The 15,309-nt window shown below is 43.2% G+C and carries 13 protein-coding genes and 2 pseudogenes; 12 read left to right on the plus strand and 3 right to left on the minus strand.

The window, feature by feature from the left end:
- The 6 genes from R7E51_RS14165 to R7E51_RS14190 all read left to right on the plus strand — a co-directional run.
- On the plus strand, positions 1–681 hold a 681-nt coding region (locus tag R7E51_RS14165), incomplete at its 5' end, for an AraC family transcriptional regulator (RefSeq protein ID WP_318128312.1).
- Positions 682–1,016: 335 nt separating this feature from the next.
- Entirely contained in the window at positions 1,017–1,685 is a 669-nt protein-coding gene (locus R7E51_RS14170; protein WP_053303733.1) for a DUF1826 domain-containing protein, read from the plus strand.
- A 4-nt stretch (positions 1,686–1,689) separates the two neighbouring features.
- A complete protein-coding gene (locus R7E51_RS14175; protein ID WP_025767649.1) occupies positions 1,690–2,160 on the plus strand; it encodes a Fur family transcriptional regulator in 471 nt (156 codons plus the stop codon).
- Positions 2,161–2,241: 81 nt separating this feature from the next.
- Positions 2,242–3,576 (plus strand): dihydroorotase, encoded by a 1,335-nt coding sequence (locus tag R7E51_RS14180; RefSeq protein ID WP_017821072.1) that lies wholly within the window; start codon positions 2,242–2,244, stop codon positions 3,574–3,576.
- A 44-nt stretch (positions 3,577–3,620) separates the two neighbouring features.
- Positions 3,621–4,181 (plus strand): carbonate dehydratase, encoded by a 561-nt coding sequence (locus R7E51_RS14185; RefSeq protein ID WP_017821071.1) that lies wholly within the window; start codon positions 3,621–3,623, stop codon positions 4,179–4,181.
- Complete coding sequence (locus tag R7E51_RS14190) at positions 4,171–5,184, plus strand: CobW family GTP-binding protein (RefSeq protein WP_021707804.1); 1,014 nt, start codon at positions 4,171–4,173, stop codon at positions 5,182–5,184. The genes R7E51_RS14185 and R7E51_RS14190 overlap by 11 nt, the downstream gene beginning before the upstream one ends.
- Before the next feature lie 207 nt (positions 5,185–5,391).
- Here the strand turns inward: R7E51_RS14190 and R7E51_RS14195 are convergent, their stop codons facing one another.
- Positions 5,392–6,264 (minus strand): aspartoacylase, encoded by an 873-nt coding sequence (locus R7E51_RS14195; RefSeq protein ID WP_017821070.1) that lies wholly within the window; start codon positions 6,262–6,264, stop codon positions 5,392–5,394.
- Between the two features lie 147 nt (positions 6,265–6,411).
- Between R7E51_RS14195 and R7E51_RS14200 the strand changes: the two genes are divergently transcribed.
- Both R7E51_RS14200 and R7E51_RS14205 read left to right on the plus strand, forming a co-directional pair.
- Positions 6,412–7,671, plus strand: a complete 1,260-nt coding sequence (locus R7E51_RS14200) for a peptidoglycan DD-metalloendopeptidase family protein (RefSeq protein ID WP_206957579.1) — start codon at positions 6,412–6,414, stop codon at positions 7,669–7,671.
- Positions 7,672–8,194: 523 nt separating this feature from the next.
- Positions 8,195–9,409, plus strand: coding sequence for a CobW family GTP-binding protein (locus R7E51_RS14205; RefSeq protein ID WP_176311604.1), 1,215 nt, complete (start codon positions 8,195–8,197; stop codon positions 9,407–9,409).
- 148 nt (positions 9,410–9,557) lie between these two features.
- Here R7E51_RS14205 and zigA read toward each other — a convergent pair whose 3' ends face one another.
- The gene (zigA, locus tag R7E51_RS14210) at positions 9,558–10,757 is read right to left on the minus strand and encodes a zinc metallochaperone GTPase ZigA (protein ID WP_017821067.1); all 1,200 of its coding nucleotides are present in this window, start codon (positions 10,755–10,757) and stop codon (positions 9,558–9,560) included.
- A gap of 190 nt (positions 10,758–10,947) precedes the next feature.
- Here zigA and R7E51_RS14215 point away from each other — a divergent pair, with 190 nt between their 5' ends.
- Positions 10,948–11,373, plus strand: coding sequence for a TraR/DksA C4-type zinc finger protein (locus R7E51_RS14215; RefSeq protein WP_206957578.1), 426 nt, complete (start codon positions 10,948–10,950; stop codon positions 11,371–11,373).
- A 279-nt stretch (positions 11,374–11,652) separates the two neighbouring features.
- Positions 11,653–12,261, plus strand: a complete 609-nt coding sequence (locus R7E51_RS14220; RefSeq protein ID WP_017821065.1) for a MarC family protein — start codon at positions 11,653–11,655, stop codon at positions 12,259–12,261.
- 421 nt (positions 12,262–12,682) lie between these two features.
- Here R7E51_RS14220 and R7E51_RS14225 read toward each other — a convergent pair whose 3' ends face one another.
- Positions 12,683–13,123, minus strand: a complete 441-nt coding sequence (locus R7E51_RS14225; RefSeq protein ID WP_005375731.1) for a phosphate-starvation-inducible PsiE family protein — start codon at positions 13,121–13,123, stop codon at positions 12,683–12,685.
- An 868-nt stretch (positions 13,124–13,991) separates the two neighbouring features.
- On the opposite strand from R7E51_RS14225, the pseudogene R7E51_RS24120 reads away from it, so the two are divergent.
- A pseudogene (locus tag R7E51_RS24120) lies at positions 13,992–14,678 on the plus strand (PAS domain-containing protein); the annotation flags it as partial.
- A gap of 180 nt (positions 14,679–14,858) precedes the next feature.
- Positions 14,859–15,212, plus strand: a pseudogene (locus tag R7E51_RS24125) (methyl-accepting chemotaxis protein); the annotation flags it as partial.
- Positions 15,213–15,309: the final 97 nt, after the last annotated feature.

The following is a 15,309-nucleotide window of genomic DNA, read 5'->3' on the forward strand; positions in this document are numbered from 1 at the left end:
AGTCATCATCGAGGCCAGTTACTGTGTATAGATGAAGGGCTAATTCAGGTCAAAACCGATGAAGGAACGTGGATACTACCACCTCACCGAGCTGGTTGGATCCCCCCGGGTTCGATGCACAGTGTTTATTTTTGTGGTTCTCTGAAAGGTCGTTCATTACTGTTTACTCCAGAGAGTTGTGAGTGGTTTCCAATGGGACCTTGTGTGATCCAACTGAGCGATATGTTGAAAGCCCTATCGGTTAGAGCATCGATATGGAGCAAAACAGACGATCTATCCATACAGTCTTTACGTATTCTTGCCGTAATATCCGATGAAATCGTCAATAGCCCTCATGAGTCACTCCACATCCCACTGCCCAGAGATCCGAGACTGCAAAAAGTTACTCAAGCAATTTTAATAGACCCAAACAGCAAACATTCTGTGGAGCATTGGGCCAATATTGGGGCAGTCTCATCTCGGACGTTAAGACGATTGATTCGAAGTGAGTTAAACATGAGTTTTAGTGAATGGCGGCAACAAGTACTGCTAATACATTCATTAGAAATGATAGCTCGAGGGGAATCGGTGGGAGATATTGCACATGCTTTAGGTTATTCGACGCCCAGCAACTTTATCGCGATGTTTCGTCGGGTCTATGGCGATTCACCTACGCGTTACTTTTCTAATCGCGGAATATAATTTCCGTGCTCGCATGCTCATGATGTTCCCCTAATTATCTTTAATCAAAAAAGGTAAATATTGAAAAGATTAATTGTTATGTTATAACATTGCCTTGTTTGGGGCTCTACAATTTGTTGTTTAAAGAATTGATCTCACAACCAGTAGTCTCCTATTGAGAGTAAACGTTGATTTCTTCACAAGCGTTGTCTGACTTGACTCTACATGGGGTGGGACTGTGTCAATATGTCCGTGAACTAGAGCGAAATCGTAACGATTACTAGGTCTCATAGCCCTAGAAAATCAACGTTATTAAAACCTTTACCTGACCTTTTTAACGCTTGGGAGGAAGATATATGAGCATTGATGTAGTTGAGAACCCGCTTCGTGTCCAAACAACATCATCGTTGGCGATATCGACATCAGCGAACATACTTAGCGACATCTACAAACCAGAGCACAATATTGCCATATGGCAGCGAACGCTCTCGAAAGAGTTGACGAAGGACATTAATCTGATGCTGGCACAGGAGCCTAGATTGGCACTGGTACAAAGTGTCACGCCAGATGATGCTGCACAATGGGTACGAAGCAAGTTAGAGGGCTATGCGTGTGCTGATGCGCTGAGTGAAGATGTTGCTTTAATCGTCGATATGTTCTGCTGTTTGTTTGAGGTTAAAGAAGCAGGTTTGAGGCTAACTCGCCTAGACAGCCCGATGTGCCCGAAATTTCACTTTGATCGTGTGCCTTGCAGACTTGTCATAACTTATACCGGCCGAGCGACCGAATGGTTAACCAACGATACCATTGATCGCACTAAACTCGGTGCCGGTAGTCTTGGTCAACCTGATCACCTATCGGGATTATACGACTCTGAAAGTGCAATACGACGAATGCAGCCTGGCGATGTTGCCCTGCTCAAAGGAAGTGGTTGGGAAGGCAATGAAGCCACTGGAGTTATACATCGCTCTCCACATGTTGCAGACAATGAACGTCGCTTACTACTCACATTGGATTTCATCTAGAGATATGAGAAAGCTCAAAACGGTAGATGACGTCATGAAGCAGGTAGAGAAAATCTGCCTGCTGCGAGGTAAACAACTTACTACTAAACGGAAATTGATACTGACTTCACTGCTATATGCGGAGAAGCCGCTTTCTGCCTACGAACTAGTTGACTACTGCAATCACAACTTTTCTCAAAACATTCAAGCGATGTCGGTTTATCGAATACTCGATTTCCTTGAAGCAGAGCACTTTGTCCATAAGCTCAATACATCTAGTAAATACGTCGTTTGTTCTCAAATCGCGTGCGATCAGGAGCATGGCGTTCCACAGTTTTTGATTTGCTCTCAGTGTGGAAAGGTTAGTGAAATAGCGGTTGAAGCCAATGTTATTTCTAGCGTATGTGCGAAAGCCATACAAGAAGGCTTCACTGTTCTTAGCCCACAATTTGAGATTTCCTGTGTTTGCGATGAATGCGCAAAGCGCCCGCTATGAGGCGGACACACGATTTCCCCTTATAGCTTCACAAGGTGACCGAGTATTAGCCACCTTTTCAAATTATCTAAAGAATGAATTATGTCAGCAACATTGATTAAAAACGCTCGGGTGGTCAACGAAAGAGCCATTACCGAAACAGATTTACGTATTGTTGATCAAAGAATTGACAAGATTGCTACTAATATATCCGTACAACACGGAGATATTGTAATTGATGCTAAAGGGGCTTACTTACTGCCAGGCATGATTGACGATCAAGTGCATTTCCGAGAGCCAGGGCTGACACATAAAGGCACAATTGCAAGTGAGTCGCGGGCAGCGGTGGCCGGCGGTATTACAAGCTACATGGAAATGCCCAATGTTAGTCCGGCTACAACGACTATTGACTCGTTAGAGCGCAAGTTCGCTCTCGCTAAAGAAAGCTCGTTTGCGAATTATTCTTTCTACCTCGGTGCAACCGAAGACAATCTTGAACAGATTAAACAACTTAACCCCAAACAACATTGTGGTGTGAAAGTATTTATGGGGGCATCAACAGGAAATTTGTTAGTCGAAGATCCGCAAGCGTTAGAGTCAATTTTTCGTGACTCTCCAGTACTCATTGTTACTCATTGTGAAAGTGGAACTGTTATTAAACAAAACCAGCAAAAGCAAAGGCTTAAGAAGCCAGGTTTCACTATCGAAGACCATCCCATTTTGCGTGACGAAGAGGCCTGTTACGCTTCATCTTCTTATGCGGTAGAACTTGCCAAAAAGTATCACAGCCAACTGCATGTGCTGCACATCACAACGGCGAAGGAGCTAGCACTTTTTGACGAGGGAGACATTCGAGATAAATCAATCACCGCGGAGGCTTGTGTTCACCATCTTTGGTTCAGCAACAAAGATTATGGCGCTCTTGGTAATTTGATCAAATGTAATCCTTCAATCAAGTTTCCTAGTGACCGCGATGCGTTGTTAAAAGCGTTAAATACGGGGCAAATAGATATCATTGCAACAGACCACGCTCCTCACACTTGGCAAGAAAAACAAGTGCCTTACGAGCAGGCTCCAGCCGGACTGCCGTTAGTTCAGCATGCGTTACTTACTCTCTTCGAGCATGTCCGTTTAGGTCATATGAGTTTGACTCAAGTAGTCGAAAAAACTGCGCACAACCCGGCCATTCGCTATGGCATTCAAGGCCGAGGTTTTATTCGTGAAGGTTACTACGCCGATTTGGTGTTGGTTGATGCTCATACCCCAACACGAGTTAGCAACGAAAACAGTTTATATCACTGTGGTTGGTCGCCTTTTGCTGGACATGAATTTTCAGCTCAAATTCAAAAGACTTGGGTCAATGGCGCGCTAGTTTATGCCAATAACAAAGTCATCGATAAACCAGCTGGAGCGATGCGTTTATCCTTCAATCGTTAAGTCGCTGACCGTAAAAAAAGAGCCATAAACAAACTGGAAGCATTATGTTAAGAAGAAACCCAACGGGCCATATGCCACAGGTGTCCTCAACAGCCTTTATCGATCCAACCGCTATTATCTGTGGCAAAGTCATTATTGAGGATAACGTTTTTATTGGACCCTATGCTGTTATTCGAGCTGACGAAGTTAATAACCATGGAGACATGGAAGCTATCGTCATCAAACGTGACACCAATATCCAAGATGGTGTCGTAATTCACTCTAAGGCAGGGGCTGCGGTGACCATTGGTGAGCGCTCATCCATTGCTCATCGTTCGATTATTCATGGTCCTTGCCAGGTTTGTGATGATGTTTTCATTGGCTTCAACTCCGTCGTGTTCAATAGCGTCATCGGTGAGAGGTGTGTTATTCGTCATAACTGTGTCGTCGATGGCCTCGATTTACCCGCTTATTTCCATGTACCACCGATGACCAATATTGGTGTCGGTTTTGATTTAGAGAGTATCTCTAAAGTGCCGCCAGAATATTCAGCTTTTTCCGAATCCGTCGTTTCTGCCAACCATGAACTAGTCCAAGGCTACCGGAGAATTGCCAATGAACTTTAATAAGCCACTGATTTCGCGAGTGCCGACTAACATCATCACTGGCTTTCTCGGGGTGGGGAAAACATCGGCAATAATGCACTTATTGACCCATAAACCGAGTCATGAACGTTGGGCTGTATTGGTCAATGAATTTGGCGAAGTTGGTATTGATGGCAGCTTGTTACAAGGCCAAAAAAAACAACAAGACCAAGTGTTTATTCGAGAGGTCCCCGGGGGATGTATGTGCTGTGCAGCAGGTCTTCCGATGCAAATCGCCTTAAATCAATTATTGTCTGAAGCAAGGCCAGATCGATTGTTGATTGAACCTACAGGCCTTGGTCATCCTAAAGAAGTACTGCAAGTGCTATCGACCGAGTATTATCGTCAAATTCTCGCTTTGCAAAAAAACATTACTTTAGTCGATGCACGTAAACTATCGGATCCTAAGTACACTGAGCATGAAACGTTTAACCAGCAAATCACTATCGCAGATACAGTGGTAGGTAATAAGCGCGATCTCTATCAAGATGAAGATGAGCAAAAGCTGACGGCTTATATAGCAAAGCTCGGTCTGCGGGAAACAAAAGTGATTTTCGCTGAACATGGCGCTATCCCTTTTCATGAATGTGAGGGAGCGACTCGTATTGACGTGCAAAAAACGCCCTCTGTTCTTTATCGTGAAAGAGAGAAAAAGTCACTTGTTCCTGAGTTGCCTATGCCTGAGAGCGGCATTCTAAAAGCAACCAATCAGGGGGAAGGTTTCTACAGTATCGGTTGGCGTATATCCGCTGAAAACGTGTTCGATCATCAAAAGCTGAGATTATTGCTGCTCGACCTCAAGGTCGAACGAATGAAAGCGGTTTTTATCACGGGAAGCGGTATTTTTGGTTACAATCTAACATCAGATGGACTCACAGAGTTTGAACTAGACGAGTGTTCAGAAAGCCGCCTAGAACTGATCTCTTCCGGTCTAGATGACCAATTTGAAGATAGATTATTTCGATGTTTGGAGAAGGCATCATGATAGAAAAGAGAAAACTCTCCTTTTAACCATAATGTCTTACCTCCTTAAAATTCTAGTGGGGTTTCTTTTAAAGCTGCGCTTAGGGCACTTATGCTGCCGTATTAGGGTGGGGTTAGTACCCGTATTTTCTGCCTATGCGGTTCAGGCACAGTTTTATTCATGGGGGGAGGTATCCACGTTACACGTGGCCTAATTACTTGCTTTAAGTTACACGGAAGAAACACGTCTTTTTTTAGCGAGGGCCATTGCTATATTTGCGGTACTGTAGGCGCTCTCATTGATAAAGTGCGGGTAAATTTCCCCTTTGCCATTCCAATGGATATCATAACCAGCGAAAGTCGCTAATAAAGGTGCTCCTGGTTTGACCGCCTCAAAATCTCTGCCACAAATAGTAGGGTGTACTAGTGCTTGCCGCATACCCTCTTGATCAAGTGGAACCCTGATTTCTTCGGTGTAAAAAAACGCCTCATAATCGCTCAGTAAGCCTATTTGGTTGAGGTTGTGCTTTTCAACATAGTCCAATACTGCGGTAAGCATCTGTTTCATCAACTCCAACGTACTGTACTCTAGCGCACCATGTGCTTGCGCCCCGACCTCAATCATTATTCCATATTGCCCAGCAGTACAAAGGTAAGGTTGCTCTTGCCATTCTTTTCGCTCTTCGAAAAGGACATGTGCTGATGGCATTCGTTGTTTGACGTACGCGCCCAGTTTCCGATAAAACACATCGTTAGAAAGCAAAATCAACGTCGCTCCCATATTGCTTGTTGTATTGTGCAGGTCAACAATCAACAGTTTTTCTTGGTTTGCATATTTCTCGATAAATTGATGTGCAATCTTGCTTTCATGCAAATCAGGACAATGATTGCTATTCATTGCTGAGAACTCGCGATTTAAGTCTGTATCGATGTATCGGACGTTGTGTTTTGCTGCTTCGGAGTTTGCGATGATCGAGCAGGCTGAAAAGGTTGATCTATTGACAGAGTAACGTTTTTCTTTGATTAGTTTATGTAAATAAATACCAGAAAGTTCGTTTCCGTGTGTTCCTGCAACGATAAGTGCTGAATTGAATGTGTTCATTATTGAGCCTTCTCAAAGAGAATGGGTTGAATGACTGGTCTTCTCTTAGCCAATCCAGTGAACTGAATAAACGTTTACTAAACTGAGTAAAAACAATCCTAGATATGTTATAACATAACAATCGTTGTTATTGATACTTAGTTTCTCATGAGTCAGTTTAAATTTATTGCTTTAATCGTTGCTGTGTTTTGTTTTTCGGTCGCTTTGCTTCTACCTACAGAGGATGAGCCAAATCAAGATAGTCACAGCACTCAACTGAATCAAAGCAGTGATTCGTCACCACCTCCATCATCAAAGATAGTGGTTCCCTCAGATAGCAGTTTGACTCCGTTGCCTAAACCTAAACAAATACACTACATAGTTAAAGTGGGAGATACGCTCAGTGGTATCTTCGCTCAATTGGGTCTCCCTTACGGTATTTTGCAGCAAATTCTCTCAGTTGATCTTGATCACCTCCAGCTAGATATGATTGAGCCCGGAGAAGAGCTTGAATTAGTGATGGATGACATGGGGCAATTGAGTCGACTAATTTATCATATGAGCCTTGTAGAGAAGGCTATCTACACTAGAGAAAACGATGGCTCCTTCTCTTACGAATTTCAGGAAATTTCAGGGGAATGGCGTGAAACCTTATTTTCGGGAGAAATCAAAGGGAGTTTTTCAGTCTCGGCACATCGAGTAGAATTGGCATCAGGCCACGTCGCAAATATTACGCAGGTGATGAAAGATAAGATTGATTTTGCGCGATCTCTTAGAGCCGGTGACCGTTTCGATATATTAGTGAAACAGCAATATTTAGGTGAACACAAAACTGGCAATAGTGAGATTAAGGCTATTTCTTTTAACTTAGCGAAGGGCGAAGTCGCTGCATTTCTAGCCGAGGATGGACGGTTCTATGATAGAGCTAGTAACAGTTTGGAGCGAGCGTTTAACCGTTATCCTGTCGATAGGGCATACCGCCGAATCACCTCTGGGTTTAACCCTAAGCGTAAACACCCAGTGACGGGAAGAGTCACCCCGCATAACGGAACGGATTTCGCGACACCAATCGGTGCGCCAGTTTATTCTACTGGGGATGGAAAAGTAATTGCGGTCCGCAAGCACCCTTATGCCGGTAATTATTTAGTGATTGAACATAACAGTGTGTACAAAACTCGTTACCTACACTTGAATAAAATCTTGGTTAAAAAAGGTCAAGTTATAAAGCGTGGGCAAAAAATAGCCCTCTCTGGGAATACTGGTCGTTCAACCGGACCACATTTACATTTTGAAGTTTTAGTTCGTAATCGTCCGGTTGATGCAATGAAAGCCGACTTACCTATCGCGAAGTCGCTTCCTAACATCCAGAAACCTTCATTTTTGGCGCGAGTATCAGAGTTTGATTATCTAGTAGAAACGAAAAACTGAGTCCCGACAATTTGTTAGGGCTCAGTTATGCTATTTTGTGTTATGAGGTTGGAGCAATAGGTGAGTCTCAATATGTGTTCCTAGAAGAATAATGACTGCGATTTTTTCTTTTACGTGCGCCCACATCCGCAACATCGGACGCTTTGCAACAATCTCCGCCTTTGATCGGCCTACGTGAAAACATCACACCAATTGCGAGCATCGCAATACAACTTAGGAAAATAAGAACGGTAAGAACTAAAGTCATAACACCACCTCCTATAAATCGCTGTATTGTCATCTTTCTCCAATTTTATAAACAAAGCAATGGTCGTTTTGTAACCACTTATTATTTTTATCAATAGTCAGACCTTTGCTGGTGATGAAACGTGCTGAGAAACGAAGGCGAGTTCTGAAAAATCAGTCTCTGTGGTCTTTACCGATTCTTAAGCTTTGGGTCTAAGACAGCAATTGGATTCCTTCTATAACTCATCAAATTGTTATGTTATAACATGTGTTTATTCAGAGTTTGTAGGTCAAAGGTATGCCATCAATTCCAGTCACTATTTTGCATGGGTTTCTCGGGTCAGGGAAAACCACTTTTTTACGCAACATTCTTCAACAAGCCGATTCTTCTGGTATTGATCTTTCCGTTATTGTGAATGACATGAGTGAGTTAGACGTTGATGGCGTGCTTATCTTAAATACCGATGCGGTGAGTGAAGAGCAGGGCAACTTTGTCACGATCAGTGGAGACAGCATCAGCAGCCCGAGTGGTGTAAGGCAGCTCGATAAAGCCCTTAAAAAGCTCTGCGCAGAAAAATGGCCAGAATGGATTGTGATTGAAACGTCGGGCAGTAGTCATCCTTTGCCTTTGGTTGAGTATTTTAAAAACAACGCACCATTCGCTCTCAAAGACGTGATTACGTTGGTGGATGCGACTTGGTTGCGAGATGACTATCGACAAGGCTCTGCCTTAATTCCGAAGTGGCAAGAGAACGTAAAGCAGGGTGTTCGCGGCGTTGAAAACTTGTTGGTAGAGCAAATTATGTTCTCAAACCGTGTCATGCTCACCAAGACGGACAAAGTGGATGACAATACCGTTCGCAACATCGCGCAGGGGATTCATCCGCTTAATGTTTACACCGAGATAATCAAAACGTCATGGGGAAACTTGGATATCCGCATGTTGAAAGGTGAGCAAGACTACAATTTCTTCCTTGTTGAGCAGTTAATCGCAGAACTTCGTGAGACGGTGAATGAGCCGTTGAATCTCTCTGATAAAGACGAACAAAGCCTTGTCGCCAAAGTGATCAAAGATGATCGACCTTTTCATCCTGCGCGTTTGTGGAGTACCTGCCACCAGTATTTAACTAAAGGTGTGTTCCGCAGTAAGGGGTTCTTTTGGTTTCCAACTCGAGACGATGTTTCACTGCTTTGGAGCCAAGCAAGCGGCAATGTGGGGCTTGAAATTACAGGCTTTTGGCGCGCTTCGGTAATCAATGACGAATCGCAAAACTTCACTGAGGAACATCGTCAAATCCTGCAAGATAAGATAGACAGTGTTGAAAGCCGCTTTGGTGATCGTCGTTGTCGCTTAACGGTGATTGGGCAAGAAAACGAAGTCGATGTGTTTATTGATGCGCTGGAAAACTGCTTTTTAACGGATGCGGAATTGGAGCAGTGGCAACAGGGGGCAACATTTGAAGATCCTTGGCCAAAGAAAATAGCTAAGTTGAGCCAGAAGAAGACAGTTTGAATGTACTGGTGAGGATTCCCTTGGTGCATGTTTGAATCTCGGCTTGTACCAAGAACGGACTTACTGAATTGGCTCGGTATACCAAAATTGGCTCTGTGTAACGAAAAAGCCTCCCGAATGGTGGGAGGCTTTTTTGAATCTCAGTCGTTTACTGTTCCCATTCAGGGAAAGGGTCTTCCAGAGATAACCAATAGTCGAGCCCTTGCTCCATCTCATCTTCTGTTAACAAGCATTCGTTTAGACGAGCAATCAATTTCTCTTGCTCTAATCCCTGACCAATGAACACCAATTCTTGTCGCATATCGCCATAAGGTTCTTGCCAAATGTCGTTTATAGCATCTAAGTAATCTTGAGCCGTCGGCCATTCCTCTTTCGGAATTGCTTTCCAAAACATACCCGCAACACCATAACGTGCGATGCCTCCCGCTTGGCTCCATTGACCGACAAACTCTGGTCTGGTTGCTAGCCAAAAGTAACCTTTGGAACGAATCAGTTTGCCGTAATCTTTCGCATTGTGGAGGAAGTCGTAAAACTTCTCTGGATGGAAAGGGCGTCTCGCATGATAGGCAAAGCTGGAAATGCCGTATTCTTCGGTTTCAGGTATGTGCTCGCCTCGCATTTCTTTCAACCAACCTGGGGCTTGTTGCGCCTTTTCAAAACTGAAACTTTGTGTGTCGAGTACGGCATCAAGTTCTACTTCACCATTCGAGATAGGAAGAATAGTGGCCGATGTGTTTAGGGTTTTAAGAATCGCAAGAAGCCTTTCGATTTCTGATTTCTCAGCGAGGTCGGTTTTACTTATCAGGATCACGTCAGCGAACTCGACTTGATCGACGAGTAAGTCGGCGACGCTGCGTTCATCGTCTTCACCTAAGGATTCGGCTGTCTCTGTTAAGAACTTAGCTTCATCGTAATCACGCAGAAAGTTAATCGCATCAACCACCGTAACCATGGTGTCTAAACGTGCAACGTCTGAAAGTGATAGCCCGTTTTCATCAGCAAACGTAAAAGTCTCTGCAACGGGAAGTGGCTCGGCGATGCCAGTGGACTCGATAACTAAGTAATCGAATCTGCCTTCTTGCGCGAGTTTAGTGACTTCTTCAAGTAGATCTTCACGCAGGGTACAACAGATGCAGCCGTTACTCATTTCAACCAACTTTTCTTCACTGTGGTTGAGAGAAACTTCATTCTGAACAGTTGCCGCATCGATGTTGACTTCGCTCATGTCGTTGACGATGACCGCGACTTTTCTGCCTTGTCTATTGTTAAGAATATGACTTAAAACGGTTGTTTTTCCTGCGCCTAGAAAGCCGGATAAAACCGTAACAGGGAGTTTCTGGGTGTTCATGCTCATGCTCTTTATAGTGTAATGTTATAATGTAACAATTAATATAGTCGGTGATCTTAACTCTGGCATCAAGCAGTTTGTTACTGTGTCGAGTACTGCACCTTATTGGCGGCTTTATTTGTCGTTTAGTTGCACAGGTTCAGATGTCCGGAATTTAGAGATCGAACTCTTATCTCGGTGTGGAGGTTCTATGAACGAAGAGAAAAAGCATGTCATGACAGAAGAAGAAATTCTTGCAGCGCCCGAGGCGGATTATATGAATGAAGCTCAGCTCGCGTTTTTTGAAAACCGATTATTTGAGCTTTATGAATTGACGTTAGCGCATATTGAACGCGCGAAAGAAGAGATGATTGCGCCAATGGAATTCAGTGACGAAAGCGATAGGGCGTCCAGTGGGGAGCAATCTGCAATCGCATTAAGAATCATAGATAGAGAGCAAAAGCTGTTACCTAAGATTCAACGATCGTTGGCTCGCTTGAGCGCAGGGGAGTATGGCTATTGTTTAGAGTCCGGAGAACCTATCGGCATTCCAAGGTTATTGGCACGACCTACTGCTGAATATAGTGCAGAAGTAAAAGCTCAAATGGAGTCAAAAGAGCACTGGTATAAACACTAAAGCCTCACTATCTTATGACGTCGATATTCTTCTCGTTCACTTGTTTTTTTTGATGTTCTCTGAGAAGTCTAAAGCGATGGCGACTACCGTTAGGTATGGTAGTCATTACCTTTGAGATATTAATAGTTATCGATAGGATAGAAGTAAGTTCTGTATTGTAAATAACGCACCATTTTTGTTTTTCTGAATGAGCTCTCGCTATGTTAGCGTCAAACATTTTCTCTGCTACTTCAAGCTGATCTTCTATCCTTAAAGCTAAATTGGTACTGGAGAAGTAGCATGATTGACTTTGTGGCAACTTTTATCTTTTTCTTTGCTGTCATCGATCCCATAGGTACTGTGCCCGTTTTTATCGCAGCCACAAAAAGCTATGAAGAAGTGGCAAAGCGTAAGGTCGCTCTGTTTGCGACTCTATTCTCCGCTGCTATCCTACTGTTTTTTGTTGTTGCTGGTGAAATCATACTTACAGCAATGCGTATTCCCTTGTCTGCGTTTCAAATCTCGGGCGGTATCGTATTGTTCTTGTTTGCTTTGACTATGATATTTGGTGAGAGTAAACCAGCAGAAGAAATCAGAACGCTCAATAGTCATCATGATACAGCAGTTTTTCCTCTAGCCATTCCATCAATTGCTAGCCCTGGCGCAATATTAGCCGCCGTTTTACTCACAGAGAACGTGCGGTTTAATATTTGGGAGCAAGTCCAGACCGTGGCTATGATGCTGCTGGTACTATTGGTTGTTTATATCTTGCTATTAATGGCCAGCGACATACACAGGATTATTGGGAATACAGGAGCTAGTGCTGTAAGTCGGATCATGGGGTTGATATTAGCCGCTGTGGCCACGACCAACACTCTGAATGGGATTGAAAGTTACTTTGACCTTTAAGGCTTTTTCGCAAACTGAGCTGAAGGTATACGTTAAGAGCTAATTTTACGGCGAGATGACCGACCACCTGACAATCACTTTTCTGGCTGTTACTTCTAGCCGGATGTAATCCTTCAGGCTACTCGTGACGACCTTGTTTAAGAGGACCACGGAAAAGTTGAAAGTAAAATGCATAGATGTTGAGGGTATATATCAGATGGGGGAACTGGAGCAACACTTGCCCCCATTGAGCTGTGCCAATACTCAAAGATTAGCTGCTAGAAAACAATATCGATAATTTCTCCGCCTAGGCACTACTCTATACTCTTGTAGTCTCGCAGTATATAGAGCCTAGCATGGAGGAATTTATTAGCTTCCAACGTGCTAAGACAAGACTTTTTCATGCCTTGAGAGTATCTGAAAATTCGGGAGGCTGAGAAGTTTATTCAGTATGGCTCTTATTGGGCAGTTTATGGATCAGCCAGTAACCAAGACTCATACTAAGAACTACAGCCGCAATTCCAATCAGGTACATTGGAGACAAGGTTTCAAAGTCTATAATAATGACCTTTCGGGAGATTGCCATCAGCGCGGTGGCCATGACGATTTTTACATGAATAACATTTTCTCTCAGGTAAATAGTTATATTGATGAAAATTTCAATAGCAATTAAAACGGCCATAAAAGCACCAAAAGTGGCTAGCATATCTGAAATCGTCAGAATGAGTTTAGGTGGCGTGATAAGTTTTTGATATATCGTCCATGCAACATCTATCACACCCATGACGATTACAAACAACATAACTATCGACAATACTCTTACAGACCAATGAATCACTATCTGTAATTTTTTTGTTAACTTATCATTTTTATCGACTTCCATGGCCCTGTTTCCTTCGCTTGTTTATGTTCACTTAACCTTCATATGTTGAAGCTAGACAATTGAATACATGTCGTTTAAAGCATAGTTGCTGTGGTGAGAGATAGAAGCGTCCGAGGGAAGGAAGTTATGAAACTTAGGAGTGGGCACAATGTTGGACACATAATGTAATCTCTGGTGTCATGCGTTATTACCTCATTACCTCATTACCTCATTACCTCATTGCCTCATTTCTGATCGTGACGAGTCGACTGGTGAGGTGGTGATTCATCACCTTCACGGCAAACTGAATGAGCGGATACCACAACGTATTGATACTGGGCAAATCGATGCGCTTGTTGCTGGTTCCTCCGTGCGCTATTAATAGAAATACAAGCGAATAAGGAGTGGGTAATCGCTCAAAAGTCGGGTGGAAAAGCGGTAAAACGGCGAAAATTATTGGAACTAAGTCAAGGCCCTTTTTTTAAATGAAAAGGCTTATTGATCTGAACACACCACTTCTCCATATAAGTATATCCACAAATACAAACCTCAAATTGGCGATAAAGAGCTTTAATATTGATAAATATATAAACAACTTGGGTGCTGAAGAAATTTCAGTATACTGCGCTTAGGTTACACTGGAGAAAAAATCGCCGTATTCCCAGCGGGGTCCTTTGATAAGAAATAGAAATCGCGTTTGAATATGCAACCAAACGATTTTGCCGCTTGCAGTTTATTCGGTATACAAATAATAAACCTTTGACTAATCCGAAGGTCGGTCAAATGAGAGAAAGTCATGTTTTTTAATAAGTCGCTTCAACAAGAAAATCAACGATTAAAGCAGGAGTTGCAAATCCTGCAGCAAATCCAAACCAGTTTAGATGAAGAGATGATCCGCTTAACATTGGATAGTAAAGGCCTCATTACTTCTGCAAATACCAAACTACAGCAAGAACTTTTCTTACATGATGATGAGATCTTAACGAAATCAATTACTGAATTGGTACCGTCAAATTCGCGCAATACAGACCACTTTCATCGAATGAAGAAAGCCGTCCAAGATAAAGTGTTCTGGAATGGGGCATTGCAAGTACGGAAAGGTAATGGTGAGGAAGCCTGGTTAAGAACGATTATCCAGCCTGTTTTAAATGAGCGCAGAGAAGTAGAAAGCTTTTTTGTTTTTGCTTCTGAACTTACGCGAACGATCAAATCATCCCGTGAGCAAGAGGACATGCTAAATGCATTAAGTCGTTCTATGGCGGTGATTGAGTTCACATTAGATGGCCATGTTTTAAAAGCCAACGATAATTTCCTAAACACAATGGGTTATACGCTTGATCAGATTCTAGGGAAGCATCATCGCATGTTTTGTGATCAGGAAGAGTCGAGCTCTCAAGCTTACCGTGAGTTTTGGCAACGTTTAGCAAAAGGGCAATTTTCATCAGAGCGATTCAAACGAGTTAACCGTTATGGTGAAGAGGTGTGGTTAGAGGCTTCATATAACCCTATCCATAACGACAGAGGAGAGCTCTACAAGGTCGTTAAGTTCGCGACAGATATTACCCAGCAGGTGATGCAGGAACAGAAAATGGCCCAGGCTGCGCAATTGGCGAACGAAATCTCCCAAGAAACTGGAACACAAACCCTGCAAGGGCAAGAGGTTATAGGCTCAACGTTAGAAAAGATGCAGATACTTTCCGAGCAAATGCAGCAAGCGAACACCGCGATTGACGAGCTTAAAGCGCACTCATCGCGTATTAGCGAGTTGGTAAATAGCATCAGTGGTATCGCTGACCAAACTAACTTATTGGCGTTAAATGCGGCGATAGAAGCGGCTCGTGCGGGTGAGCATGGTAGAGGTTTTGCCGTTGTTGCTGATGAAGTCAGACAGCTTGCTACAAGAACCAATGCAACCACCGATGAAATTGTCACAATGGTCAGTGAAAACCTACAGCGAACAGATAACGCAGTTAAGCTGATCGCTAAATGCCAAAAAGAAGCACTAGATACGCTAGAGCTCTCTGAAAAAGCAGGCAATGTGATGAATGAAATACAAGATGGCGCTAGCCGTGTTGTAGAGGCCGTGGAGCAATTTAACCGCTCGTTGTAGTCAGTTCTTCATGCCAGCACAGGCTTTTAAGTTCCTATATAATCAAATTGTTTACTAGTGCTACTCATCGCCAATCAAGCGTGTTTTGGTGATGAGA

The organism is Vibrio sp. Vb1166 (assembly GCF_033338695.1).
GTDB lineage: Bacteria > Pseudomonadota > Gammaproteobacteria > Enterobacterales > Vibrionaceae > Vibrio > Vibrio alginolyticus.

What these genes read in the sequence shown, in the direction of transcription:
- R7E51_RS14170 (WP_053303733.1), top strand. Translation starts at nt 1,017, where the DNA reads ATGAGCATTGATGTAGTTGAGAACCCGCTTCGTGTCCAAACAACATCA.
- R7E51_RS14175 (WP_025767649.1), top strand. Translation starts at nt 1,690, where the DNA reads ATGAGAAAGCTCAAAACGGTAGATGACGTCATGAAGCAGGTAGAGAAA.
- R7E51_RS14180 (WP_017821072.1), top strand. Translation starts at nt 2,242, where the DNA reads ATGTCAGCAACATTGATTAAAAACGCTCGGGTGGTCAACGAAAGAGCC.
- R7E51_RS14185 (WP_017821071.1), top strand. Translation starts at nt 3,621, where the DNA reads ATGTTAAGAAGAAACCCAACGGGCCATATGCCACAGGTGTCCTCAACA.
- R7E51_RS14190 (WP_021707804.1), top strand. Translation starts at nt 4,171, where the DNA reads ATGAACTTTAATAAGCCACTGATTTCGCGAGTGCCGACTAACATCATC.
- R7E51_RS14195 (WP_017821070.1), bottom strand. Translation starts at nt 6,264, where the DNA reads ATGAACACATTCAATTCAGCACTTATCGTTGCAGGAACACACGGAAAC.
- R7E51_RS14200 (WP_206957579.1), top strand. Translation starts at nt 6,412, where the DNA reads ATGAGTCAGTTTAAATTTATTGCTTTAATCGTTGCTGTGTTTTGTTTT.
- R7E51_RS14205 (WP_176311604.1), top strand. Translation starts at nt 8,195, where the DNA reads ATGCCATCAATTCCAGTCACTATTTTGCATGGGTTTCTCGGGTCAGGG.
- zigA (WP_017821067.1), bottom strand. Translation starts at nt 10,757, where the DNA reads ATGAACACCCAGAAACTCCCTGTTACGGTTTTATCCGGCTTTCTAGGC.
- R7E51_RS14215 (WP_206957578.1), top strand. Translation starts at nt 10,948, where the DNA reads ATGAACGAAGAGAAAAAGCATGTCATGACAGAAGAAGAAATTCTTGCA.
- R7E51_RS14220 (WP_017821065.1), top strand. Translation starts at nt 11,653, where the DNA reads ATGATTGACTTTGTGGCAACTTTTATCTTTTTCTTTGCTGTCATCGAT.
- R7E51_RS14225 (WP_005375731.1), bottom strand. Translation starts at nt 13,123, where the DNA reads ATGGAAGTCGATAAAAATGATAAGTTAACAAAAAAATTACAGATAGTG.